This is a genomic window from Sulfurimonas xiamenensis (assembly GCF_009258045.1).
Lineage (GTDB): Bacteria > Campylobacterota > Campylobacteria > Campylobacterales > Sulfurimonadaceae > Sulfurimonas > Sulfurimonas xiamenensis.
In genome coordinates this window covers 1,647,628-1,671,323 of record NZ_CP041166.1, presented here as the reverse complement: position 1 = coordinate 1,671,323, position 23,696 = coordinate 1,647,628, and the positions used below count along the sequence as shown (strand labels likewise).

Below are 23,696 nucleotides of genomic sequence, written 5' to 3'. Positions count from 1 at the left end.
TTTGGATTGTTAAATCTTTTTGATTCGGTTATTCTTTTAAAAATAAAAGATTGGAGAAAAAGGATGAGCTTTATATCAAACGCAAGCTTGGAAGTTGCAGACAGTGAAGTTTTTTCAATTATTGAAAAAGAGCTAAAGAGACAAACCAATCACTTAGAGATGATTGCTAGTGAAAATTTTACAAGCCCGGCCGTTATGCAGGCTATGGGAAGTGTTTTTACTAACAAATATGCGGAAGGGTATCCATATAAAAGATACTATAGCGGTTGTGAGGAAGCTGACGCTGTTGAGCAGTTGGCGATTGAGAGGGTTTGTAAAATCTTTGGCTGTGCTTATGCCAATGTTCAGCCTCACTCAGGAAGTCAAGCAAATGCTGCTGTTTATGCGGCACTCCTTCAAGCAGGAGATAGAATTTTAGGTATGAATCTCTCTGATGGCGGACATTTAACTCATGGAAGCAAACCATCTTTTTCAGGTAAAAATTACTCTGCATTTTATTATGGCGTAGAGCTTGATGGAAGAATCAATTATGATAAAGTTTTAGAAATTGCAAAAATAACTCAACCAAAAATCATAGTTTGCGGTGCCAGCGCATACGCAAGAGAGATAGATTTTAAGAAATTTAAAGAGATAGCCGACGAGGTCGGTGCTATTTTATTTGCCGATATTGCGCATGTTGCAGGTCTTGTTGCTGCTAAGGAGCATATGAGTCCATTTCCTTATGCAGATGTTGTAACAACTACCACACATAAAACTCTAAGAGGTCCAAGAGGCGGTGTGATTATGACAAATGATGAGGAGATTGCTAAAAAAATCAACTCAGCCATTTTCCCCGGAATTCAAGGCGGACCGCTTGTCCACATTATAGCTGCGAAGGCAGTTGCATTTAAAGAGGTGCTAGATTCATCATGGAGAGAGTACGCAAAACAGGTAAAGGCAAATGCTAAAGTGCTTGAGAGAGTACTGCTTGAGAGAGGATTTGAACTTGTTTCGGGTGGAACGGATAATCATCTTGTTTTGGTCTCATTTTTAGACAAACCTTTCTCTGGTAAAGATGCAGATACAGCTTTAGCAGATGCGGGAATAACTGTAAATAAAAACACAGTTCCGGGAGAGAAGAGAACACCGTTTATAACCTCGGGTATCAGAATAGGAAGTCCTGCATTAACGGCAAGAGGCATGAGGGAAAAAGAGTTTGAGTTTATCGCAAATAAAATCTGCGATGTTTTAGATAATATTGAAGATAAAGTTCTCCATGCTAAAATAAACAAAGAGTTAGAAGAGTTAGCCGGGAATTTTGTGATTTACAATCAATCGACTTACTAAGGGTTTTTTGAGAGTTTGGAGAGGCGATGCATACTTTTAACAGCAACTATATACAGATAGAAAAAGCAATCAAATATATTGATGAAAATTTCAAAAAGCACCCTTCAATTGATGAAGTCGCTAAAAATATCGGCATGAGCAAATACCACTTCATAAGAGTATTTAAAGAGTATGTAGGCGTTACTCCTATGCAGTTTTTACACAGCGTGACACTAAACTATGCAAAAGAGCATATAAAAGAGTCTAAGTCCATACTTGAGAGCAGCTTAGATATCGGGCTCTCAAGCTCAAGCCGACTGCATGAACTTTTTGTAAACCTAATCGGGGTAACTCCAAAAGAGTGGAGAGAAAAGGGCAGAGATGTTTTAATAACTTACGGATTTGGAGAAACTCCTTTTGGAGAGGCTTTGATAGGGTTTACGGACAAAGGTATCTGTTATTTGGGTTTTATTGATAATAATAAAAATGAGATTTTCAACAGATTTAAAGAACTTTGGGAAAATGCAAATCTCTGTTTCGATGAAAAAGCCGCAAATGAGTACTTAGAAAATATCTTCATAAAAAATAAAAAATACTCCCTATTTGTAAAGGGAACAAATCTTCAGATAAATGTCTGGAGGGCTCTTTTAAATCTGCCAAACGGGATAGTCGCAACCTACCAAGATATAGCAAACTTCCTAGATAAACCAAAAGCAACCAGAGCAGTAGCAAGTGCCATCGGAAGAAATCACATAGGATATTTAATTCCATGTCACAGAGTTATAGCTAAAAGCGGAGCCATGAGCGGTTATAGATGGGGAATTGAGCGTAAAAAGATACTGATTGCTTATGAGTCTTTAAACAAAGAAAAATAGAGAAATTTAGCGTACTTTAAAAGGAGAAACTTCCTCCTTTATTTATAATACCTTCCGACACATGTTAAAATATCCACTCTTATAACAGCGGTTGTATTTATCATCTTAAGAGGCATATCTCTATCTGCCAAATGAGGTGTATATTTTTCTATGATTTTAGATAAAGCGATTTTTTTCTCATCAAAATCAGTAACAATTGAAGCCGTGCCGTTAGCGATAATGCTATTGAATGCCGTGTTTACATCACAAGGGTTTTCAACACCTTCATGCAACAAAGAGAACATTTCATCTATCTCAAAACAGACATTCGGGTTAAACGCAATATTGTCAATTTTTTTACCCCTTGGCAAGCCATGCATATATATTTTATCTTCAAAATATACAAAATGCATAGGCAATATATATGGAAAAGCGTCTTGAGAAAAAGTCCCAAGTCGTCCAACTTTAGCTCTTAAAAACAGCGCTTCTATTTGCTCTTTGCTTAAGAGGTGTGTTTTAGTTCTATGTCTCATATTTGCCCTTTTTAAATATATAAATCTAGCACTATTATAGAGTAGTTATAGAACTTGAGTCAATCCAAAAATTGCTAACTATCTTTTGATATTTTTCTTAACTACAGCTATAATGTTTTCTAATTTTATTAATATGAAACTGCTTTTTTCTACAGAAGATTTTGAAAAAGAGGATAAAATTCTTTACTGACACTCAAAAGTATAAGTTGCATTAACACTCATGAGTGTCGGTTCTTTTGTAGGTGTCTCGATGGAGTTTTTTGACATAAACATCGTCTGAGATGTGCGATAGATAAATGAGTTTGTGTGGATTTCTACTTTTTTTTCACTGCACTGCGCAACGCTCTCTTTTTTCAAAATTTCTGCGTACTCTTTTGCGTAACGGATAGCTTTGATCTCCAAACTCATTTTTGCGATATTCACACTCTCTTTGTCAACCACCCATTTTATGGGCGCTTGTTGTAGTTCCAACTCTTTTTGTTTATCAAAAAATGTGACAATCTCCTCTATCTCCTCTATATTTTTAAAGCTGCACTCAAAATTTGCCCTTGCAACAAAACCCAAAAGTTCTCTTTCATTCGATTTGTAGTTGTACTCAGGATTAAGTGTGTAGGCTCCGCCTTTGCATTGCGAGTGTTTTTTGATAGTTGCGATTGCGGGATGAAGAAGCGCTTTTGTCTCTTTGGCGCTCTTTTTCTTTGCGATAAACGAGAAGTGAAGTTCCATTCTATCACTCTCTAAGTTCTCCTCAAATATTTTATTGACTTTTAGTTCATATCCAAAACTTACCGTAGTAAAGAGACCTAAAAGAAGAAGTTTTAAAAAATGCATAATGATCCTTTGTTTTTTACAATAATTGTATTCTTTTTTTAAACATATCAAAATTTGTAATACTTCCGTAACCTTTTGGTAATTAGCTTGTAACAAATTTCATGCAAAATTCTACTATAAAACTAGTTATATGGAGACATGAAATGTTAACTTTTACTGCCGAGATAATCAACTGCATACATAAATATTACAATATAAATAAAGAAGACGCACAAGAGATAGTTAATGATGAGTGGGACTATATAGAAGAAGAGTTTGTTAAAGAGCAAAGCAGTGCTAAAGAGATAGCTAAAAATCTTATTTCATTATATATGGTGGCATAGTTATGCCTGTGAGTGTAGAAAACTATTTTGCGCATAATTATCCATCTTTTTCAAAATGGCCACATCTTTTTCGCAGCGGAGTTGTTGTTTTTTTTAAAAAACTTCTTCATGAGAATGAGATAAATGATGTTTTACTAAAGAATAAAAATCTTGATGCATTTGATTTTATTGAGTTTGTGTTGGAGTATTTTAATATAGATATCACCATAAATAAAAATCAAATTTCAAGAATTCCATCATATGGCAGGGTTGTTATTATTGCAAATCATCCTTTAGGCGCACTTGATTCGCTTGCTCTTTTAAATGTTATAAAAGAGGTTAGAAAAGATGTGAAAATTGTTGCATCTAATTTTCTGTCGGAGTTTAAAAATTTGGATGAGGTGCTTATACCCATAGAAAATATAAAAGGCAAAATGCAGAGAAACTCTGTAGAGGCTATTTATGAAGCACTAAATAAAGAGCAGGTTGTTATTATATTTCCTTCCGGTGAAGTGAGCCGTGCAGGCTTTGGCGGCATAAAAGATACAAAATGGAAAAAAGGATTTTTAAAGATAGCCCAAAATACCAAGTCACCTATTTTACCTATTTTTATAGATGCAAAAAATTCAAAAACTTTTTATTTTCTCTCTATGATAAACAAATCTTTTGCTACTGCCACTATACCGTATGAGATGTTTAAGCATTATAATAAAAACATAGCTTTTACCATAGGCAAAACAATTCCTTTTGAGAGCTATTACGCCCCGAGCATTGAAATCTCAAACAGAGTTAAACTGCTTCGCAAACACTTTTATAAAGTTGCTAAAAAACAAAAAGAGATATTTAAAACATATAACGGCATTGCGCTTGCAGAAAATAGGCAGGAGCTAAAAAAAGAGCTTCAAAATGCCAAACTCATAGGCGAAACAACTGATGGCAAAAAAATATATCTTTATATAAATGCAGAAAATAATGTTTTAATCAAAGAGATAGGAAGATTGCGAGAGATTAGTTTTCGTCAGGTAAAAGAGGGGAGTTTAAAGCAAAGAGATATTGATGATTTTGACTATTGCTATGAGCATATTATTCTTTGGGATGAGAAAGATTTGGAGATTGTCGGATCATATCGCATTGTAAAAGCGAATGAAATGATTGACGCATTCGGTGTTGAGGGACTCTACTCCTCAACACTTTTTGAATTTAAAGATGAATTTGACAAATATTTAACAAATTCAATTGAATTAGGACGCAGTTTTGTACAGCCTAAATATTGGAATTCAAGAGCACTTGATTATCTATGGCAGGGAATCGGAGCGTATCTGCAAAAAAATCCGGATATAAGATATATGTTTGGCTGTGTTAGTATATCTAATCAATATAATGAAGATGCAATTGCGCTTTTAATCTACTTTTACAGTAACTATTTTGGTTCAAAGATAAAAATTGTAAAGCATAAAGAGAGTTATATGATGCCTGAATCAAAAAAAGCTATGTTTGATACACTGTTTTTTAAAAATGATTATGCAAAAGATATTGTTATTTTAAAACAGGAACTTCAAAAAATTGGGTATTCGATACCGACACTTTACAAACAGTATAGTGAGCTTTGTGATGAGGGCGGCGTTGAATTTTTGGATTTTGGCAGAGATAAAGAGTTTGAAAATTGTGTAGATGGTTTTTTAGTTGTGGATACATATAAAATTAAAGAACAAAAACAAAGACGCTACCTTGGCAGGTAGTGTTACAAATCAGGACTTTGCAAATTTAAGTCTTTGTGATGTGTTTCAATAATTCACACTTGTGATAATAATATAAAAAATATGTAGTATTTAGTAACAGCAGCCATCTCAAATATCCTCTTAATCTTTTATTTAATACTCTTTTTGCTACAATCCTTTTAACTGTTTTTTCTAAAAAAATATGAAAATATTTAAGTCAAACGGCTTATGTTTTTATATGTTTTAAAACAATTATAATTACAAAGGTGGGTTATATGGAGCATATTAGTACCGCAAATCCCTATTTTGGGGTATTTGTACTTTTTCTTCTAACATTTGGTGCATTTACAATGACTACGATTATTGCTCGTTTGGCAAGTCGTGCATTGGCAGCTAAAAACAGTGAAAAAATAAAATTGTCGGTTTATGAGTGTGGACCTGAAGTAACAAAACAGCCAAACAGAATCTCTCCGCAGTTTTATCTTTTTGCACTGCTTTTTTTACTTTTTGATGTAGAGATAGTCTTTATGTTCCCTTGGGCGGTTGATTTTAAACTGCTTGGATGGTTTGGTTTTGCCGAAATGTTAATGTTTATACTGCTTTTGACAATCGGTTTTATTTATGCATGGAAAAAAGGAGCGCTTGAATGGCACAACATAAAATAAATTATACGCAAAACGGCGGTTTGCCGGTTGCCCTTACAAGTATTGATAAAATTGTAAACTGGGGGCGTTCAAACTCTTTGTGGGCGCTTACTTACGGTCTTGCTTGTTGCGGTATTGAGATGATGGCATCAGGTGCTTCAAGATATGACTTTGATCGTTTTGGAACCATCTTTAGAGCTTCTCCTCGTCAGTCAGATGTTATGATAGTCGCAGGAACGCTTACAAAAAAACATGCAGAGTTTATTAAAAGACTTTATGATCAAATGACAGAACCAAAATGGGTTATATCTATGGGTTCATGCGCAAATACAGGCGGTATGTTTAACACTTATGCAACCGTTCAAGGAGTCGATAGAATTATTCCTGTTGATTTATATCTTCCGGGATGTGCTCCTCGTCCAGAAACACTTCAATACGGCGTGATGCTGCTTCAGAAAAAGATTCGTGCAAATCAAGCATCAAGAGCACAAAAAGCTAAAAGGTTGATGTAATGAGAGCTTATAAACCAAAAGACGATGTTCAGAAAAAAGCCTATTACACTGACAGATTTTATGTTGCACCGCAGGTACCAAAGTCACCTGTAGAGAGTGATGAGGTTTTCGCAAAAGATCTTGAAGCGATAAAAGCAAAATTTAAAGTTATCGATGCATATATACAAGTCGGTCAAATGGTTGTTTTCATTAATCCTGAAGATAACTATCAGGTTTTAGAGCTCTTAAGAGACGAGTGTGATTATACACAGCTTACAGAGATGAGTGCAATTGACTGGCTTGCAAAAAGAGGCGGTTTTGAAGTTTTTTATCAGATGCTAAGCATGAATAAGCGCAAACGCATTCGCATCAAAATGTTTATCAACAAAGGCGAGGCGGTAAATTCGGTTGAAAAACTCTTCCGCTCTGCTGACTGGTCAGAGAGAGAAATGTTTGATATGTTCGGTATCGAAGCAAACGGACATCCGTTTATGAAAAGAATTCTTATGCCTTACGATTGGCAGGGGCATCCGCTTTTAAAAACTTATCCATTGCAAGGTGATGAATTTGCAGCGTGGTATGAAGTTGACAAGATTTACGGCAAAGAAGCAAGAGATGCAATCGGGCCTGAACTTCGTGATACTGCAAAAGTAGACAGATATGACTCTGAGAGATTTTCGCGTTTAGGTTTTGAAGTTCCTAAAGGAACAAAAATTACGGGCAATGAAGCAAGAAACGAAGAAAATTACCAAGAAGAAGGTGGTGTTTTCATGATTACAAAATTTGATAAAAAAGATTCGGTCGTTATAGACGATCCTCAAAGATAGGTAGTAATATGCAAGTAAAAAATAGATTAAACCCGTTTTTTGAAAATATCACTTTTGACAGGGAAGATAATGAGCTGATTTTAAACTTTGGTCCACAGCACCCTTCAGCTCACGGACAGCTTCGTTTAATGCTTCATTTGCAGCAAGAGATGATTGTAAAAGCACATCCAGATATCGGGTATCTTCACCGCGGTATGGAGAAGATGGCTGAGAATATGATTTACAATGAGTTTATGCCGACAACCGACCGTATGGATTACATCGCGTCATCTTCTAATAATTATGGTTTTGCTTTGGCAGTTGAGAGGCTTATAGGTCTTGAGGTGCCTCGTCGTGCAAAAGTTATCCGTATGATGCTTTTAGAGATCAACCGTCTTATGAGCCACCTTTTCTGGCTGGCAACGACTGCTCTTGACATCGGTGCTATGACGGTTTTCCTTTTTGCTTTTCGCGAGAGAGAGTATCTTATGGATATTATCGAAGGGTATTGTGGAGCAAGACTTACGCATGCAGCTATCCGCATCGGCGGAGTTCCTTTAGATATTCAAGATAGTTTTATCGCTCAATTAAGAACATTTTTGGATAAACTTCCTCAAAACATAAAAGATTATGAAGATCTTCTTGATACGAACCGTATTTGGTTAATGAGAATGGAAGAGGTGGGAACTATCTCAAAAGAGATGGCGCTTTCATGGGGATGTACAGGTCCTATGTTAAGAGCTAGCGGTGTTGCATGGGATATTCGCAAAGAGGAGCCGTACGAGCTTTACGATGAAGTAGAGTTCAGAGTGCCTTACTCTGACAAGGGTGATAACTTTGCAAGATACCGTATTTATATGGAAGAGATGAGAGAGTCTGCAAAGATTCTTTATCAAACAATTGATATGTATGAAGAGACGGTAAAAAATAATCAAACAGAACTTATGGCTCATGCGCCTAAATATGTCTCTGCTCCAAAGCTTGACATTATGACGCAAAACTACTCTTTAATGCAGCACTTTGTTCTTGTAACACAAGGTATGAGACCTCCTGTCGGAGAAGTTTATGTAGCAACTGAGTCTCCAAAAGGCGAACTTGGTTTTTATATCAACTCTCAAGGCGGACCATACCCATACAGACTAAAACTTCGCGCGCCGTCATTCTGGCACACGGGGATTTTAACAGACCTTCTTCCTGGTCACTATATTCCGGATGTTGTTTCGATTATCGGTACAACAAATATCGTTTTTGGAGAGGTAGACCGCTAATGAAAAGATATGATTTAAGACATTTAAAAGATGGTTTTGAGCCTCGCATGAGAGAGATTTTAGTATCTCATAAAGCAGGAGAAGTTGCAATTTTTTTATTTGAGATTGGTGATTTTTCACCTATTCAAAGATCTGCGGATTTGGTAAAAGAGTGCGGATATGAGTTATTGAACTCTTTAAAGTTTAACGAAGTCGACTGGACTATCGTAACGAAAAAATAGATAGGATCTGAATTTTGAGTAAAGTATATTTTTCTACTTGGAACGGCGAGTTAATAAACAATATTAACAAACCTGAGCAAGAGTGGGAAGAAACAGCTTATAACTTACCTGCACAATATGATAATCATCGAGAATCTAAAGCTTTTATAGGTTGGGATGGTGTCGCTCTTTTTGATAAAGATGTTGATGTGATTCGTTTGGCTATGGAGTATGCTGCGCAGTATCAAGAGTACTCTGAAGCGTGTGGACGATGCGCACCCGGAAGATGGGGTGGCAGAATTTTGTATGATCAGCTTGATAAAATTGCTCGCGGTGAGGGAAGTGTAGCTGATTTGGATCATCTAAAAGAGATCGGTAAAAGTATGCAGATTACTTCAAAATGTGAAATTGGAAAAACTGTTCCAAATCCTATTATTGATTTAATGACACATTTTGAAGATACATTTTTAGAGTGTATAAATGAGCAGAAACCGTCTAGGCATTATTATGATGAGATTGGTTACATCGCAAAAATTACTGCACCGTGTACTGATGCCTGTCCTTCGCATGTAGATATTCCGGGTTATATTGAGGGAGTTAGAGACCTTAGAATGGATGATTCCCTTATGGCAACGCGTCAAACTATGCCGCTTGCACATGTTTGTGGCCGCGTTTGTCCACACCCATGTGAAGATGCATGTCGTCGTACAAATCTTGATGAGCCTATCTCTATTATGTCTCTAAAGCGTTTGGGCGCTGATTGGGAGACTGATCACGGATATGATTTTTTTCATCCGATGGAGAAAAAAGAGAGCATAGGCAAAAGAGTTTCAGTTATCGGAGCGGGTCCTGCAGGACTTACGACTGCTTACTATCTGGCTGCTGAGGGTGTTGAGGTAGATGTTTATGAAGAACTTCCTGTTTTAGGAGGTGAAGTAGCCGTCGGTGTTCCTGAATACAGAATGCCTATAGCTAAGTACAATCAAGATATCGAGTGTGTAAGAGATATGGGCGTTAACTTTATAACAAACTCTAAAATCAATGCTGATGATATGAGAAGATTTGAAAAAGAGTATGATGCTGTAATGGTTGCTACAGGTACTAGAATCTCTAAAAAAGTTTATGCTGAAAATGAAAGACCACAAATCAAAGGATATTGGGGTGCAATTGACTTTTTGGATAAAGTAAATCTTTATGAAAAGTATGGATATACCATCTCAAAAGAGGAGCAAGAGCAGAATCTTTTAACGACTGACTATGTTGATTTGACAGGTAAAACCGTTGTATGTGTCGGTGGTGGATTTACCTCAATGGATGTTGTAAGATGTGCAATTAGAGCTAATGCAAAAAAAGTTTATATGATTTATCGTAGAGATGAGAAAACTATTATTAAAAACACGACTTATGAGGAGTATCATGAAGCTGTAGAAGAAGGAGTGGAATTTCTGTTTCACTCTGCAGTTGCTGAGATAAGAGATGAGAATGATATTCTCAAATCACTGCTTATAGATAAGTTTGAACTTGTTCCTGATCCAGAGGGCGGTCGTGCTCAACTTGTGAAAATTGAGGGAGAGTCGTATGAGATTAAAGCGGATTATCTTATTCCTGCAGTTTCACAATCAGCCGATTTAAAACTTCTTCCGCAAGAGTGGGAGATAGAGATGACTTCATGGGGAACAATAAAAACAAATGGTAAAGATTATATGACATCTCGTAAAGGTATTTTTGCTTCAGGAGATTGTGAATATGGTCCGATGACAATTGTTAATGCAGTAGGACAGGCAAAAAGAGCGGCTTCTGTAATGAGCAGATATGTTCAAACAGGCGAGATAAGTTTAACTGACGATGAGATTATGGAAGATCACTTAAGAAAGCTTCGTGTATATGATAAAAAAGAGAAAATAACCGGATGGTTGCCGGGAGTGCCTCGTCAACACTCTACGGTTCTTGATGTTGAGGATAGAAAATATAACAACAAAGAGGTAAATTTAGGTTTTACACAAGAAGAGGCGATAAGTGAAGCAGAACGCTGTATGCGTTGTTATTATATTGCTATGGTGCAGGCTTAGAGGATGGGAGATATGAATAAATTGATAAATTTTAAAATTGACGGCATCCAAGTAGAGGCACAAAAAGGCGAGACTATTTTAACCGTAGCTCGCAAAAACGGCATATATATTCCGACAATGTGTTATATCTCTAAAACGACTCCTTGTGCATCATGTCGTATGTGTGTGGTCGAAGCCAAAGGTGTTGAAGGCTTTATTTTAAGCTGTAATACGCCTCCAACTGAGGGAATAGAGATTACTACACATAATGATGCTCTTGAAAATGAGAGAACAAACATTATGAAACTATATGATGTAAATCATCCTCTAGAGTGTGGTGTTTGTGATAAATCAGGCGAATGTGATCTTCAAAATAAAACATTAGAATTTAATGTAGAACGACAAGATTTTTCAGCTCGTGATCAGCTTCGTCCTTTACAGCATTGGGGACTTATTGATTATGAACCTTCACTTTGTATATTATGCGAAAAGTGTGTGCATGTATGTAATGAAGTAATTGGAGATGATGCCATAGAGGTAAAATTCGGCGGGTACAGCTCAACTATTATCCCAAAAAACAGTGATACTTTGGATTGTACATTCTGCGGTGAGTGTATTGCAGTTTGTCCTGTAGGCGCTCTTACAAGCAGCAACTTTAAATACAGAGCAAATGCGTGGGAGCTAAATCGTGTTCCTGCCACATGTGCTCACTGCTCTGCCGGATGTCCGCTTGAGTATGAGACAAGACACAGCGGAGTTAATGGTTCAGATGAAATCTACAGAGTGAAAAACAACTTTGAATTTGCCTCTTTGTGCGGTGCGGGACGATTTGGTTTTGATTTTGACAACAAAGCAAAAAGAGATGAAACCGCATTTAACAGAGCAATAGAAGCTTTGAAAAATGCAAAAGCGATTCGCTTCTCTTCTATGATTACAAATGAAGAAGCGCATATTCTGGAACTTTTAAGAGAGAAGCTGGGAATCAAGCTATTCAATGAAGATGCAAGAAAATTTGCAGAGTTTATGAGAGCTTACAGTACTATAAGCGGAAAACTTCACCACAGCGCTACACTTGATGCAATAAAGCAATCAGATGCCGCAATAATTATCGGGAGCAGAATAGCAACGGATAATCCAGGTGTAAGATATGCACTAACTACAGCTTCAAAACATAATGGTGCAAAAATTCTTTATGCGCACCCTATGGAAGATGTTTTAATGCAAAATGTAACTACTCAGTTTATGAAGTATGAAGTAGGAACAGAAGAGGGCGTTATGGCGCTTTTGGCGTATGCAATTTTAAAAGATTCCGATTTGGATAATGATGAAAGAGCGTTTTTTGATGATTTGGATTTGGGTTATCTGTATGCTGAGACAAATATCGGCGAAGAAGAGCTCTCTTTTATGATGCAATCTTTCGCAAGAGCAAAAAAAAGAACTCTTATATTAGGCAATGATCTAATAGCACATGAGCGTTCTAAAAACATAGCAAAATTGGCGGCACTTATAGAAAAATATAGCGACTTCTCTTTGATTGTTATACCTCGCGAAGTTAATACTCTAGGAGTTTCGCTTATTAATTCGCTTGATGTTGATGAAAATATTTCAAATGTAGTCGGGTATAATGCCAAAGGTGATTTTATTATCTCTTCATTAGGTGATGGAGATCTGGATATTCCAGCGCTCAATCAGCAAGAAGGAACTGTTGTAAATATTGATAATAGAGTACTTCCAACCAATGTGGCACTTAATTTTGAAGGATATTCTTTAAATGATATTGCACAGGTTTTTGAAATTTATAAAAACAATACAGTTGATTATACAAAAGAGCTAAATAAAAATTCCGGATTCAAAGAGATAGACTTTGATGATTTAGAGAATTTTTTATCGCCTATGGGTGAAGACAGCCGGGGCTATCTGCTTGATGAAGTTATCTGTGAAGTAAATGGTCGTATTGAAGAACCTGATGATCTGCCTGAGTTTAACGGAACTATTGTTTATCACTGTGATCCTGTACTTCAGTTTAACAACTATACAAACAGAACCAAACAGCTTCCTAAAGAGAATTTTTTAAGAGGTTCTGCTCAATTTAGTGTAGCCGCAAAAATTTCAGATGGTGATCTGGTTGAGATTAGTTTTGGGTCAACCAAAATCCAAAGAGAGTTTAAGTTAGATAATGAACTTAAAGGAACTATAGCGCTTAATCCTGCATTTGATATAGATGTAGATGCCAGCAGATATAGATTTGAAAAATCCAAAATAGTGAGAGTAAGTAATGAGTAAAATTACTATAAATATTGATGGAAAAGAGATTCAGACGCAAGAGGGCGAGTACATACTTAATGCTGCCCGTGCAAATGATATCTTTATACCGGCAATTTGTTATTTAACAAGATGCAGTCCGACACTGGCGTGTCGTTTATGTCTGGTTGAAGCCGACGGCAAGCAGGTATATGCATGTAACGCAAAATCCAAAGAAGGCATGAATATTGCCACAATGACTGAAAATATTGTAAAAGAGCGCCGTGCGATTATGGAGGTTTATGATGTAAACCATCCGCTTCAATGTGGTGTTTGTGATCAGTCTGGAGAGTGTGAGCTTCAAAACTATACATTGGAAATGGGTGTAGACTCACAGCATTATGCGGTTAAAGATGTCAATAGAAAAGATAAAGACTGGGGGCATATTCACTACAACCCGGGTCTATGTATCGTTTGTGAGAGATGTGTTACTGCATGTAAAGATATGATTGGCGACAATGCACTTAAAACAGTTCCGCGTGGTGCTGATGCACTTGAAGCAGAGTATAAAGAGAGTATGCCAAAAGATGCGTATGCTATGTGGAACAAACTTAACAAATCTCTTATCGGTTTAACAAGCGGTGAAGAGATGCTTGATTGTACGAGCTGTGGCGAGTGTGCTGCTGTTTGTCCTGTTGGAGCACTTGTTGATACACACTTTATCTATACTTCAAATGCATGGGAACTTAAGCAAATTCCTGCTACATGCGGACACTGCTCTGCAGGATGTCAAATAAGCTATGATGTAAAACATACAAGCATTGACAATACAGATGAAAAAATTTACCGTGTTATGAATGAGTGGAACTATGTTTCACTTTGCGGTGCGGGAAGATACGGATTTGATTATCAAAACAGAGTTGAAGCAAAAGATGAGAAAGCATTTGCCAATGCGATAGAAGCGTTTAAAAAAGCCGATACTATTAAATTTACATCTACTATAACAAATGAAGAGGCATATCTTTTACAAAAACTAAAAGAGAAGTTCGGTTACAAGCTTGTAAACAGTGAAGCAAAAGCTTTCCAAACATTTTTAAACAACTATAGCGAAATCAGCGGAACAAAATTATATGGTTATGACCTTGAAGCTACTCACAACGCTAACTTTGTTATCTCTGTAGGGGCTGCATTAAAAAGTGATAATCCAAACGCAAGATATGCGCTTAACAACTCCATGACAGTAAACAAAGGTGCAGGTCTTTATTTTCATCCTCTAAAAGATCCTGTAATAGAGGGGCTTGGAAAAAGCATCATGACTATGTATCATGCACCGCTGCAAGAAGAAGCTGTTCTTTATCTGATTCTTGATCTTTTTGCAGATAAAGAGAAACTTCCCTCAGATATAGTCTCTTATCTGGCATCATTTCACTCTACAAAAACTATAACGGTTGAAGAGATAATCAAAGAAGAGATTACCGAAATTGTTAAAGTTATGAAAAAGAATGAAGAGACAGGCGAAGAGGAAGAGGTAGAAGAAGAGAAGAAAAAGATGGTTCCTAAAAAAGTTTCTAAAGAGGTAGAAGTTGATGATAATCGCCTTTTAGAGATTTTAGGTGCGGACGATAAATTTATGGAGACTTTAGAGAAAAATCTTGCTAAAAAAGATAGTTTTGTTTTAATTGCAGGACCGGATCTCTATACTCATCCAAACTCAAAAAATCTTGCCCGCCTTTTAGCTCTTATTGAAAAATACAGTGCATTTGAGCTTGTGATGATACCGAATTTGACAAATACGCTTGGTGTCTCTTTAATCTGTGAGCTTGATGATGAAGTCGGCTCATACGCAATTGGTTACAATACTAAGGGAGATTTTACGCTATCTGCTCTTGGTGATGGTGATCTTGATATGCCGGCAATAAATCAGCAAGAGGGAACGCTTACAAGCATCAATAAAAGAGTCAACCCTACAAATGCAGCAATCGGTTATAACGGTTATGAGTTAAATGACATTGCGAATGAACTCGGGCTTAATGCAGAGCATGTGATTGAATATACTAAGATGCTTCCTGAAGACAAAGGATTTAAAGCACAAGAGTTTGATAATCTTCCAAATCACTATGATAATGACGGTACTGAGCATCGCGGATATTTGTTAGAAAATATTTCAACTGTTACAAGCGGTGATGAGGCAGTTGCTGCATTTGGTGATGAAAAACTAGAGGGCAGTTTAATCTATATGGCAAATCCAGTAAGACAATTCACACCGTTTACATATAAAACCGCAAACCTTGATGAGGTAAGCGGTGTTTATATGAGTGAAGAGTTTTTAAGCAAATCTGATTTCAATGAAGGGGAGAGCGTAAGAGTGAAGAGTCAAAACGGTGAACTTGTAGCTAATATCGTAAGTGACAATAAGATCAGCGGAGATATAGTAATTCTGCCGACATTTGATCCTAAATTAAATTCAGAGGCATTGTTTAGCTCATACCGCTTTGCAACAGCTTCGATAGAAAGGGTGTAATATATGGAAACAGCATATTTTATTGAATCGATTATTAAAATCGTTGTAATTTTACTTGTATTTTCTGCTTTAGCGGGGATTGGAACCTATTTTGAAAGAAAAGTTCTTGCATTTATGCAGCGTCGTCTTGGACCTGTGAATGTTGGTCCTTTTGGACTTTTACAAGTTGCGGCAGATGGGATTAAACTCTTTACAAAAGAGGATATTGTTCCTACAAATGTAGTTGGCAGAATATTTAAAATTGCACCTGTAATTACGGCAGCAACTGCGTTTATGGCAGCAGCAGCAATTCCGTTTTTACCATCTTTTACTATTTTTGGATATGAAGTTCATCCGATAGTAGCTGATATCAATATCGGTATTTTATATATTCTTGGGATTATGGGAGTTGGTCTATATGGTCCTCTTCTTGGGGGTATGGCTTCTGCGAATAAGTTTTCGCTTATATCCGCTGCAAGGGGTGCTGCTATATTTATCTCTTACGAGGTAATTACCGGCTTATCGATTTTAGCTCCTATTATGATGGTCGGTTCTTTATCGTTGATTGATTTCAATGAGTATCAAGCAGGAGGTATTACAGATTGGATTGTATGGTCTCAACCCGTTGCTTTTATACTCTTTTGGATAGCTGCTTTTGCTGAGACGGGAAGAACGCCGTTTCACTTAATAGCAAACGATCACGAGATCATTGACGGATTTGGAACGGAGTACTCAGGTATGAGATGGGGACTTTTCTTTATCGGTGAGTATGCAAATATGTTCTTTATCTCTTTTGTTATGGCTCTTATCTTCTTGGGCGGATATGGAGATGGAAGCTTTTTAGGCGCAATAGGTTTACTTCTTAAAGTTGCATTCTTCTTCTTCTTTTTCTTGTGGACAAGAGCAGCTTGGCCAGATATAAGACCAGATCAGCTTATGTGGCTGTGCTGGAAAGTTTTAATGCCGATAGCAGTGATTAATATTGTAATCACTGGTATAGTTATGATGTAAGGGGTGGGTATGAATAACGAACATTTTAATGAACAGTTTAACGATAGAAATGTTACAGGTGACTACTATCTAGTAGATATTGAGGATTATCCGACCGACGGTTGGGCAAAATTTAAAAGAGTAGTAAAAAGAACTTTAAGAGGCGAACTTTTTGTCGGTCTTGGCGTTGTATTGCGTGAAATGATTAAATTTAATACTCACACTGTAAAGTATCCTTTAGAAAAGATGCCTATTGGTCCACGGTATCGTGCCGTGCATCAGATGAAGAGACTTTGGGAATCAGATACTGAGAGATGTATAGGATGTGGTCTTTGTGAAAAGATTTGTATCTCTAACTGCATCAGAATCGACACAAAACTTGATGAAAATTCCCGTAAAGAGGTGACTGAATACAGCATTAATCTAGGCCGTTGTATTTTTTGTGGTTACTGTGCAGAAGTTTGCCCGGAGCTTGCGATTACACATGGCGGCGAGTATGAAAATGCAAGTGATCAAAGAGAGCATTTTACAATGTATCAAGATATGTTGACGCCGCTTGATCAAATGAAAGCCGGAAAACAGGTTGAATTTGAAGGCTTTGGTGCAATTACACCACATGAAGATGAGCGTGTTAAAAAAACACCTCTAGCATATTAAGGAGTTTGGTTATGTTTGAAGCGATAGCTTTTTATTTGTTTGCTTTTTTGACAATAGCAATGTTTTATATAGCAGTAACGACATCACAAGCGTTGTATGCTCTTAGCGCATTAGCAGCAGGAATGATTTTCATATCAGCATTTTTCTTTATTCTCGGTGCTGAGTTTTTAGGCGCGGTTCAAATCGTCGTTTATTCCGGTGCTGTAATGGCTCTTTACGCTTTTGGTATGATGTTTTTTGATACAACAAGAGAGGTAAAAGAGAAACAGGGGAATAAAGCGATTATTTTTGGATTAAGTATTATAAGTGCTGTTTTAGTTGTTATTATTGTTGCTGCTCCTATTGTCGGTAATAATATAGAGGCACTATATCCTGTAACAGAAGGTGCAGGAAATGTTCAAGAAGTCGGTATGGTGCTTTTTACAAAGTATCTTGTTCCATTTGAAGTTGCAGCTGTAATGCTTCTTGTTGCTATGGTTGCAGGAATAGTACTTGCAGGAAAGAAAATGGATCTATCTCTTACTCTTATGAATGAACAAGAAATTTTAATGATGAGAGAAGAAGATAAAAATAAAAAGGTGATCTCATGATGGAAATTGGATTAAATCACTATCTTGTGCTCTCAACCATCCTTTTTGCTATAGGTTTGGTGGGTGTTATGAGAAGAAAAAATTTATTAATGCTCTTTTTTGCAACAGAGATACTATTAAATTCGGTTAATATCTCTTTTGCAGCCATTTCACACTATTACGGTGATTTAACAGGGCAGATGTTTGCATTTTTTGTTATAGCGATTGCTGCATCGGAAGTTGCCGTAGGACTTGGTCTTTTGATTGTTTGGCATAAAAAACATAACAATATAGATCTTGACAACATGTCAACGATGAGAGGATAAAAGATGGAACTGTTTTTATATACTGCACTTTTTTCACCTTTAGTTGGTTCTTTGTTTGCAGCACTTTTTGGTGCATCGCCAAAAACAAAAATAGCGGGCATTGTTCCAAGTATTTTGCTGGGCGTTTCGCTTTTAAGTAGTCTTATCCTTCTCTTTTTCGTACTTGGTACGGGATTGACTCTTCATGTAGAGATGATGACATGGATGGCGACAGGGGATCTTTATATACCATTTGGTTTTGTTGTAGATCAGGTAAGTGTTACTATGATGATAGTTGTAACTTTAGTTTCAACTGTTGTTCATGTTTATGCTATCGGTTATATGGATCACGATAAAGGGTTTAATAGATTTTTCTCTTATCTCTCAGCTTTTGTTTTTTCTATGTTGATTTTAGTAATGAGTGATAACTTTGCAGGTCTATTTATCGGATGGGAAGGCGTTGGTCTTTGTTCATGGTTGTTAATCGGTTTTTGGTATCAAAAAGAGAGTGCTTCATGGGCAGCTAATGAAGCTTTTATTATGAACCGTATTGCAGACCTTGGAATGCTTATCGGTATCTTTTTGATTTACTGGAATACTGGCACACTTCAGTATGAAGGTGCTTTTGCAGCAATGCAAGGGTTGGAAACAGAAATATTGACATGGATGGGTATATTCTTATTTATTGGTGCTATGGGTAAATCGGCTCAGTTCCCGCTTCATACTTGGCTTGCTGATGCGATGGAGGGACCAACTCCGGTTTCTGCTCTTATCCACGCGGCAACAATGGTTACAGCAGGTGTATACTTGGTTATTCGTGCAAATCCGCTTTATGATTTGATTCCAAATGTTGGATTGTTTATCGCATCTTTAGGGGCATTTGTTGCGCTTTTTGCCGCATCAATGGCTCTTGTAAACCGTGATATGAAAAGAATTATCGCTTACTCAACACTTTCACAACTCGGCTACATGTTTGCAGCTGCAGGTTTGGGAGCTTACTGGGTCGCACTTTTTCATCTTATGGCTCACGCATTTTTTAAAGCACTTTTATTCTTGGGTGCAGGAAATGTTATGCATGCGATGCATGATGAACTTGACCCTTTTAAAATGGGGGGACTTGGCAAGGTAATGAAAGGTACATTTGTTATGATGACAATTGCTTCAGTTGCACTTGCGGGAATTTTTCCATTTGCAGGATTTTTCTCTAAAGATCTTATCTTAGAGGTTGCATTTGTTGATCATCACTATATTATCTATACTGTATTGCTGTTTACGGCAGGTTTAACGGCATTTTACTCATTTAGACTTGTTGCGCTTATCTTTCACGGCGAAGAGAGATACAAACTCTTTGGCATTCATCCGCATGAAGCATATAAATTTATGCTTGTTGCTATGAGTCCACTTTTACTTTTAGCAATGATAGCAGGTGCTTTTAAAATGACTTATTTTGAGATGGTTACACAGCTTTTACCTGCGACAGAGTACCATGTTCACTCAGCAGCGACATATTGGATTATGACAATAGGAACTCAACTTTTAGTTATTGTGGCGATTCTTTATGCATACAATAAATATACAAACAGAGATATCAAAGTGCCTGATGGAACATCTAAAATGGAGAATAGTTTTATCTATAAACTACTTATAAATCAGTACTATATTCCATACTTTTATGAAAACTATATAATTAAAGGATATAGAGAACTTTCAGATGTATTTTGGACAAAAGTTGATCAAAAAATTGTTGATGCAAGTGTTGATGGAATTGCAAATGTATTTTATCAAACAGGTGAGAAAACAAGAGTTATGCAAAGTGGTAATCTATCAACGATGCTTAAGTGGATGGTAGCAGGAACTGTTGCCCTGTTGTCACTAGCTGTAGTTTTTGGACTTGCGGCTAAATATTCTGAAGAGATCAAAGTATTTCTTTCAGGTTTAGGAGTTTAATAGATGTTGGATCATATCTTATCGATTTTAATTTTCTTCCCGGCACTAGCAGCCATGTTTGGATTTGCAGTTAACAAAGAGAGTATGCGTGCATATGGTACTGCAGTTGCTACAATTGAATTTGCATTGGCTTTATTGCTTTGGTTTGCATTTGACTCAAATATATCGGGGATGCAGTTTATGGAGCATATTGCTCTTGTTCCGACATTTGGTATCAACTATATCGTTGGTGTTGATGGAATTTCACTCTTTATTATCATTTTAGCGGCATTTTTTACAATGATCGGGATTGCTTCGCTTACTGATACTAAAGATGTAAAAAATATGATTATTACCCTTTTGTTCTTGCAAATGACAATGGTTGGTGTATTTGCAGCTTTAGATGCAATTGTGTTTTATCTTTTTTGGGAACTTTCTCTTGTACCTATGCTTTATATTATCGGAGCATGGGGCGGGCCGCTTAGAATTTACGCATCAGTAAAATTCTTTTTGTACACATTTACAGGTTCACTTGTTATGCTTGTGGGTATGCTCTTTATGGCGTACTTTTACTATCAGGCGACAGGTCAGTGGAGTTTTGCGATTCTTGATTGGTATCGTCTGATTCTTCCTGAATCATTTCAAATCTGGTTATTTGTGGCATTCTTTTTTGGTTTTGCTATCAAGGTTCCTATGTTTCCATTTCATACTTGGCTGCCTTATGCGCACGGTCAAGCACCGACTATCGGTTCTGTGATACTAGCGGCAATACTTTTAAAAATGGGTACATATGCATTTATCCGCTTTTCTCTTCCATTATTTCCGGATGCTTCGGTTTACTTTATGTTCCCGATAGCTGTTTTGGCAATTATTATGATTGTTTATACTGCTATGGTGGCGTATGCGCAAAAAGATATTAAACAGGTTGTTGCTTACTCTTCCGTTTCACATATGGGTGTTATTATTTTAGGAACATTTGCTCTTAATGTTGAGGGTATTTCAGGTTCAATCTTTTTAATGATAGCTCACGGTGTTGTTTCAGGTGCACTATTCTTCTTGGTTGGTGTTATTTATGATAGAAGACATACAAAACTTATGAGTGAATTTGGCGGATTGGCAAATGTTATGCCTAGATATGCGACAATATTCGGTCTTATGCTGATGGCTTCTGTCGGACTTCCTTTAACTATAAACTTTGTAGGTGAATTTTTAAGTCTTCTTGGTTTTTACAAACAGTCTCATATTTTAACTCTTCTTGCAGGAACAGCTATTATTGTCGGTGCTATCTATATGTTGGCAGCGTATAAAAAGATGTTTTTTGGTGAAGTTACAAAAGATGAAAATAAAAATTTACCAGATATAAACAAAAGAGAACTTATTGCTTTGATTCCTTTGGCAATTATAACTGTTTGGCTGGGAGTTTATCCTAAGCCGGTTTTAGGGCCAATCAATACAAGTGTAGAGTCTGTTGTTGAATTAATGCATGAAAAAGCGTTAACGCAAGAGGCAAAAAATAGAATTCCTAATATTGTTAAAGATACAAAAATCAGTTCAGAAGAGGAGGCACACTAATGTTATCACCTATAGATGTTTCAATTGAGTCGCTAAACTTAACGACTCTCGTGCCAATGTTAATTCCAATTATTGGAGCTTTATTAGTTTTAGTTATTGATCTGTTTAAAAGTGATCAACATAAGTCTCTGTATGTTATGATAAGTCTTCTTATTTTAGGGGTGGACTTTGTAGCGTTAATCGATTCTGCGGGTATTTTTGAAGAAAACGGAACGGTTATGGGTGTTTTTGATGTAATGCTTATAGACGGTTTGGCTATCTTATCTCAATTTATAATTGTCGGTGCATCTATACTTTTTATTCCGCTTGCACTTACACATAAAAGATTCCATGAATTCTCATACCCTGAATTTTTTGCACTTTTCTTATTTATGATTGCAGGCTTTCAGTTTATGGTTGCAACGGACAATCTTATCCTTATCTTTGTAGGGCTTGAGACCGCTTCGCTGGCGCTATATACGCTTATTGCTATGCATAACCGTGACAAGTCGTTTGAAGCTGCTGTAAAATACTTTACAATGGGTGCATTGGCTGCAGGTTTTTACAGCTTCGGCTCCATGATATTTTATGCGCTTACTGGTTCGGTTGAGATTAACCAAATCGCGGCTGTACTTACAGCCAATAACTATGCAGACATAGGTTTTGTGCTTGTCGGTGTTGTATTTTTTCTAGCTTCATTTGGTTTTAAACTCTCTATGGTTCCATTTCATACTTGGACACCGGATGTTTATGAGGGTTCATCGGCGGCATTAGCAGGTTATATGTCTATTATTCCAAAAATTGCCGCATTTGTAGTTGCAATGAGAATTTTCGAGTTCTTAATTCATAGCGGTGTTATCTGGTTGGAAATGATTTTGTATATCGGTGTAATTGTTACTATGACTATGGCAAATGTTTGGGCTTTAGTACAAACAGATGTAAAAAGAATGCTGGCATACAGCTCAATCTCGCATGCAGGTTTTGTAATGGCTGCAATTTTGATAGGTACAACACAGTCAAACAGCGCACTCTTTTTATACTGGATACTTTTTAGTTTTACCAATCTAGGGTCATTCTCTATGCTTTGGATAAGCAGACAGAAAAATCTTCCTGCACATCAGCAATCAGATCATAGTTATGATAAATTTGCAGGAATGATAAAAACTTCTCCTGTTGCAGCTTCAATTATGGCTCTGTTTATGTTAAGTTTGGCAGGTATTCCTCCGTTTGCTCTTTTTTGGGGTAAAATGTACCTGATAAGTTCTGCAGTTACTGGCGGATATACTGTTTTAGCTCTTATTATGGCTTTAAACTCCGCAATAGCTGGATATTACTATCTGAAACTTATCGTCTATATGTTTATGAAAGAGCCTGTAGTCGGAAGCAACGGTCATGTTTATAGCGCAAATGCTACACTTCCTCTAAAAACAATTATCGGCATTGCTGCAATAGGAACAATTTTTGCTTTTTTATCAATTAATCAATTGTTAGACTTTATTACAGTTTTTGTATATAACAGCGGATACTAAATATATCCGTATTTTTATTTTAATATATATTTGCCCTTGAGAATCTTTTCTCTTCAAGGTGCAAATCAAAATCTTCTAACAATACGAAGTTAATAACATGAAAATCATAAGTTTTAATTGTTTATAAAGGAGAAGAGATAGCTAAAGTATCATGTAGTTGTATGCACTCCTTTAAAAAATTCTAAAATATCAACATTTAGTGCAACCGCTATTTTATATATATGCTCCAAATTAAAATGATGATTGTCTTTTGCATTTTCGCATTTACTATAAAATGAAGTTGATTTTAAACCCATTTCTAGTACCAAATCTAACTGAGGTTTATTTTTTTCCTGCCTTATTCTTTGAACATTATTAGATATAGTTTGGTAAAATTTATTTAAATCTTCTTCACTTACTACAGATAAACTTTTCATTTAATATCACTT

Annotated in this window: 22 protein-coding genes; 19 read left to right on the top strand and 3 right to left on the bottom strand. The window is 36.5% G+C overall.

Translation table 11 applies throughout. The features are described from left to right. The first annotated feature begins 63 nt into the window (after positions 1 to 63). Positions 64 to 1,326, top strand: coding sequence for a serine hydroxymethyltransferase (locus FJR47_RS08445; protein WP_152300001.1), 1,263 nt, complete (start codon positions 64 to 66; stop codon positions 1,324 to 1,326). Between the two features lie 26 nt (positions 1,327 to 1,352). Next, positions 1,353 to 2,180, top strand: a complete 828-nt coding sequence (locus FJR47_RS08440) for a bifunctional helix-turn-helix domain-containing protein/methylated-DNA--[protein]-cysteine S-methyltransferase (RefSeq protein ID WP_152300000.1) — start codon at positions 1,353 to 1,355, stop codon at positions 2,178 to 2,180. 38 nt (positions 2,181 to 2,218) lie between these two features. On the opposite strand, the gene FJR47_RS08435 is transcribed toward FJR47_RS08440, so the two are convergent. Both FJR47_RS08435 and FJR47_RS08430 read right to left on the bottom strand, forming a co-directional pair. After that, entirely contained in the window at positions 2,219 to 2,692 is a 474-nt protein-coding gene (locus FJR47_RS08435; RefSeq protein ID WP_152299999.1) for a pyridoxamine 5'-phosphate oxidase family protein, read from the bottom strand. A gap of 183 nt (positions 2,693 to 2,875) precedes the next feature. Next, the gene (locus tag FJR47_RS08430; protein ID WP_152299998.1) at positions 2,876 to 3,523 is read right to left on the bottom strand and encodes an SIMPL domain-containing protein; all 648 of its coding nucleotides are present in this window, start codon (positions 3,521 to 3,523) and stop codon (positions 2,876 to 2,878) included. Positions 3,524 to 3,666: 143 nt separating this feature from the next. Here FJR47_RS08430 and FJR47_RS08425 point away from each other — a divergent pair, with 143 nt between their 5' ends. The 17 genes from FJR47_RS08425 to nuoN all read left to right on the top strand — a co-directional run bounded on the left by FJR47_RS08425 (position 3,667) and on the right by nuoN (position 23,268). Beyond that, positions 3,667 to 3,846, top strand: coding sequence for a hypothetical protein (locus tag FJR47_RS08425; RefSeq protein ID WP_152299997.1), 180 nt, complete (start codon positions 3,667 to 3,669; stop codon positions 3,844 to 3,846). A gap of 2 nt (positions 3,847 to 3,848) precedes the next feature. Beyond that, entirely contained in the window at positions 3,849 to 5,564 is a 1,716-nt protein-coding gene (gene olsF / locus FJR47_RS08420; RefSeq protein ID WP_152299996.1) for a bifunctional ornithine lipid synthase OlsF, read from the top strand. Positions 5,565 to 5,818: 254 nt separating this feature from the next. Continuing rightward, positions 5,819 to 6,208 carry an NAD(P)H-quinone oxidoreductase subunit 3 gene (locus FJR47_RS08415; protein WP_152299995.1) on the top strand — a complete coding sequence of 130 codons (390 nt, stop codon included), beginning with the start codon at positions 5,819 to 5,821 and terminating at the stop codon, positions 6,206 to 6,208. Then, positions 6,190 to 6,699, top strand: a complete 510-nt coding sequence (locus tag FJR47_RS08410) for a NuoB/complex I 20 kDa subunit family protein (RefSeq protein ID WP_152299994.1) — start codon at positions 6,190 to 6,192, stop codon at positions 6,697 to 6,699. The genes FJR47_RS08415 and FJR47_RS08410 overlap by 19 nt, the downstream gene beginning before the upstream one ends. After that, a complete protein-coding gene (locus tag FJR47_RS08405; RefSeq protein WP_152299993.1) occupies positions 6,699 to 7,505 on the top strand; it encodes an NADH-quinone oxidoreductase subunit C in 807 nt (268 codons plus the stop codon). The genes FJR47_RS08410 and FJR47_RS08405 overlap by 1 nt, the downstream gene beginning before the upstream one ends. 8 nt (positions 7,506 to 7,513) lie before the next feature. Then, the gene (nuoD, locus tag FJR47_RS08400; protein ID WP_152299992.1) at positions 7,514 to 8,752 is read left to right on the top strand and encodes an NADH dehydrogenase (quinone) subunit D; all 1,239 of its coding nucleotides are present in this window, start codon (positions 7,514 to 7,516) and stop codon (positions 8,750 to 8,752) included. Continuing rightward, complete coding sequence (locus FJR47_RS08395) at positions 8,752 to 8,973, top strand: NADH-ubiquinone oxidoreductase subunit E family protein (RefSeq protein WP_152299991.1); 222 nt, start codon at positions 8,752 to 8,754, stop codon at positions 8,971 to 8,973. The genes nuoD and FJR47_RS08395 overlap by 1 nt, the downstream gene beginning before the upstream one ends. A gap of 14 nt (positions 8,974 to 8,987) precedes the next feature. Further along, entirely contained in the window at positions 8,988 to 11,021 is a 2,034-nt protein-coding gene (locus FJR47_RS08390; RefSeq protein WP_152299990.1) for an FAD-dependent oxidoreductase, read from the top strand. Between the two features lie 12 nt (positions 11,022 to 11,033). Then, positions 11,034 to 13,283, top strand: coding sequence for a 2Fe-2S iron-sulfur cluster-binding protein (locus tag FJR47_RS08385; protein ID WP_152299989.1), 2,250 nt, complete (start codon positions 11,034 to 11,036; stop codon positions 13,281 to 13,283). Continuing rightward, on the top strand, positions 13,276 to 15,762 hold the full coding sequence (locus FJR47_RS08380; RefSeq protein ID WP_152299988.1) for an NADH-quinone oxidoreductase subunit G: 2,487 nt from the start codon (positions 13,276 to 13,278) through the stop codon (positions 15,760 to 15,762). Before FJR47_RS08385 ends, FJR47_RS08380 begins: the two co-directional genes overlap by 8 nt. A 3-nt stretch (positions 15,763 to 15,765) precedes the next feature. Continuing rightward, a complete protein-coding gene (gene nuoH / locus FJR47_RS08375; protein ID WP_152299987.1) occupies positions 15,766 to 16,752 on the top strand; it encodes an NADH-quinone oxidoreductase subunit NuoH in 987 nt (328 codons plus the stop codon). 9 nt (positions 16,753 to 16,761) lie between these two features. Next, entirely contained in the window at positions 16,762 to 17,388 is a 627-nt protein-coding gene (gene nuoI, locus FJR47_RS08370; protein ID WP_152299986.1) for an NADH-quinone oxidoreductase subunit NuoI, read from the top strand. Between the two features lie 11 nt (positions 17,389 to 17,399). Next, positions 17,400 to 17,978: an NADH-quinone oxidoreductase subunit J gene (locus FJR47_RS08365; protein WP_152299985.1), complete on the top strand. Its 579-nt coding sequence runs from the start codon at positions 17,400 to 17,402 to the stop codon at positions 17,976 to 17,978. Then, entirely contained in the window at positions 17,975 to 18,283 is a 309-nt protein-coding gene (nuoK, locus tag FJR47_RS08360) for an NADH-quinone oxidoreductase subunit NuoK (protein ID WP_011373432.1), read from the top strand. Before FJR47_RS08365 ends, nuoK begins: the two co-directional genes overlap by 4 nt. A 3-nt stretch (positions 18,284 to 18,286) precedes the next feature. Further along, on the top strand, positions 18,287 to 20,209 hold the full coding sequence (gene nuoL, locus FJR47_RS08355; protein WP_152299984.1) for an NADH-quinone oxidoreductase subunit L: 1,923 nt from the start codon (positions 18,287 to 18,289) through the stop codon (positions 20,207 to 20,209). A 3-nt stretch (positions 20,210 to 20,212) separates the two neighbouring features. Further along, complete coding sequence (locus tag FJR47_RS08350; protein WP_152299983.1) at positions 20,213 to 21,760, top strand: NADH-quinone oxidoreductase subunit M; 1,548 nt, start codon at positions 20,213 to 20,215, stop codon at positions 21,758 to 21,760. Then, positions 21,760 to 23,268: an NADH-quinone oxidoreductase subunit NuoN gene (gene nuoN, locus FJR47_RS08345; RefSeq protein ID WP_152299982.1), complete on the top strand. Its 1,509-nt coding sequence runs from the start codon at positions 21,760 to 21,762 to the stop codon at positions 23,266 to 23,268. Before FJR47_RS08350 ends, nuoN begins: the two co-directional genes overlap by 1 nt. Positions 23,269 to 23,417: 149 nt before the next feature. On the opposite strand, the gene FJR47_RS08340 is transcribed toward nuoN, so the two are convergent. Beyond that, positions 23,418 to 23,684 carry a helix-turn-helix domain-containing protein gene (locus tag FJR47_RS08340; protein ID WP_152299981.1) on the bottom strand — a complete coding sequence of 89 codons (267 nt, stop codon included), beginning with the start codon at positions 23,682 to 23,684 and terminating at the stop codon, positions 23,418 to 23,420. Between the last annotated feature and the right edge of the window lie 12 nt (positions 23,685 to 23,696).

Bases quoted from the DNA above. Each gene is read 5' to 3' on its own strand.
- FJR47_RS08435 (WP_152299999.1), bottom strand. From the start codon at position 2,692: ATGAGACATAGAACTAAAACACACCTCTTAAGCAAAGAGCAAATAGAA.
- nuoK (WP_011373432.1), top strand. From the start codon at position 17,975: ATGATGGAAATTGGATTAAATCACTATCTTGTGCTCTCAACCATCCTT.
- nuoN (WP_152299982.1), top strand. From the start codon at position 21,760: ATGTTATCACCTATAGATGTTTCAATTGAGTCGCTAAACTTAACGACT.
- FJR47_RS08410 (WP_152299994.1), top strand. From the start codon at position 6,190: ATGGCACAACATAAAATAAATTATACGCAAAACGGCGGTTTGCCGGTT.
- FJR47_RS08425 (WP_152299997.1), top strand. From the start codon at position 3,667: ATGTTAACTTTTACTGCCGAGATAATCAACTGCATACATAAATATTAC.
- olsF (WP_152299996.1), top strand. From the start codon at position 3,849: ATGCCTGTGAGTGTAGAAAACTATTTTGCGCATAATTATCCATCTTTT.
- nuoL (WP_152299984.1), top strand. From the start codon at position 18,287: ATGGAACTGTTTTTATATACTGCACTTTTTTCACCTTTAGTTGGTTCT.
- FJR47_RS08365 (WP_152299985.1), top strand. From the start codon at position 17,400: ATGTTTGAAGCGATAGCTTTTTATTTGTTTGCTTTTTTGACAATAGCA.
- FJR47_RS08395 (WP_152299991.1), top strand. From the start codon at position 8,752: ATGAAAAGATATGATTTAAGACATTTAAAAGATGGTTTTGAGCCTCGC.
- nuoH (WP_152299987.1), top strand. From the start codon at position 15,766: ATGGAAACAGCATATTTTATTGAATCGATTATTAAAATCGTTGTAATT.
- FJR47_RS08440 (WP_152300000.1), top strand. From the start codon at position 1,353: ATGCATACTTTTAACAGCAACTATATACAGATAGAAAAAGCAATCAAA.
- nuoD (WP_152299992.1), top strand. From the start codon at position 7,514: ATGCAAGTAAAAAATAGATTAAACCCGTTTTTTGAAAATATCACTTTT.
- FJR47_RS08415 (WP_152299995.1), top strand. From the start codon at position 5,819: ATGGAGCATATTAGTACCGCAAATCCCTATTTTGGGGTATTTGTACTT.
- FJR47_RS08350 (WP_152299983.1), top strand. From the start codon at position 20,213: ATGTTGGATCATATCTTATCGATTTTAATTTTCTTCCCGGCACTAGCA.
- FJR47_RS08340 (WP_152299981.1), bottom strand. From the start codon at position 23,684: ATGAAAAGTTTATCTGTAGTAAGTGAAGAAGATTTAAATAAATTTTAC.
- nuoI (WP_152299986.1), top strand. From the start codon at position 16,762: ATGAATAACGAACATTTTAATGAACAGTTTAACGATAGAAATGTTACA.
- FJR47_RS08405 (WP_152299993.1), top strand. From the start codon at position 6,699: ATGAGAGCTTATAAACCAAAAGACGATGTTCAGAAAAAAGCCTATTAC.
- FJR47_RS08385 (WP_152299989.1), top strand. From the start codon at position 11,034: ATGAATAAATTGATAAATTTTAAAATTGACGGCATCCAAGTAGAGGCA.
- FJR47_RS08380 (WP_152299988.1), top strand. From the start codon at position 13,276: ATGAGTAAAATTACTATAAATATTGATGGAAAAGAGATTCAGACGCAA.
- FJR47_RS08430 (WP_152299998.1), bottom strand. From the start codon at position 3,523: ATGCATTTTTTAAAACTTCTTCTTTTAGGTCTCTTTACTACGGTAAGT.
- FJR47_RS08445 (WP_152300001.1), top strand. From the start codon at position 64: ATGAGCTTTATATCAAACGCAAGCTTGGAAGTTGCAGACAGTGAAGTT.